The following is a 364-nucleotide window of genomic DNA, read 5'->3' on the forward strand; positions in this document are numbered from 1 at the left end:
CCTCGACTGGCTCGCCGCGGGCTGGCGCATCTTCATGCGGGCGCCGCTGGTGTGGGCGCTGCAGGCGCTGATCTTCTTCGTGATCCTCGCCGCGCTCGGCATGGTGCCCTTCATCGGCTGGGCGGCCGCACCCGTGACCCTGCCGGTGCTGGTCGCCGGCATGCTCTCCGGCGCGCGCGCGCTCGACCGCGGCGAGCTCCTCCAGGTCGGCCAGCTCTTCGACGGCCTGCGCCAGCACGCCGGCAACCTGCTGCTGGTCGGCCTCTTCCACCTGCTCGGCCTCTTGCTCGCGGCGCTGGCCGCCGCGGCGATCGGCGGCAGCGCGATGCTCACCGGCGCGGCGGCGGGCGCGCTCGGCGCGATC

The 364-nt window shown here is 75.5% G+C and carries 1 pseudogene; it reads left to right on the forward strand.

From position 1 onward, the window contains the following. A pseudogene (locus tag C667_RS24050) lies at positions 1 to 364 on the forward strand (BPSS1780 family membrane protein); the annotation flags it as partial.

The sequence above is a fragment of the Thauera phenylacetica B4P genome (assembly GCF_000310225.1).
Classification (GTDB): Bacteria; Pseudomonadota; Gammaproteobacteria; order Burkholderiales; family Rhodocyclaceae; genus Thauera; species Thauera phenylacetica.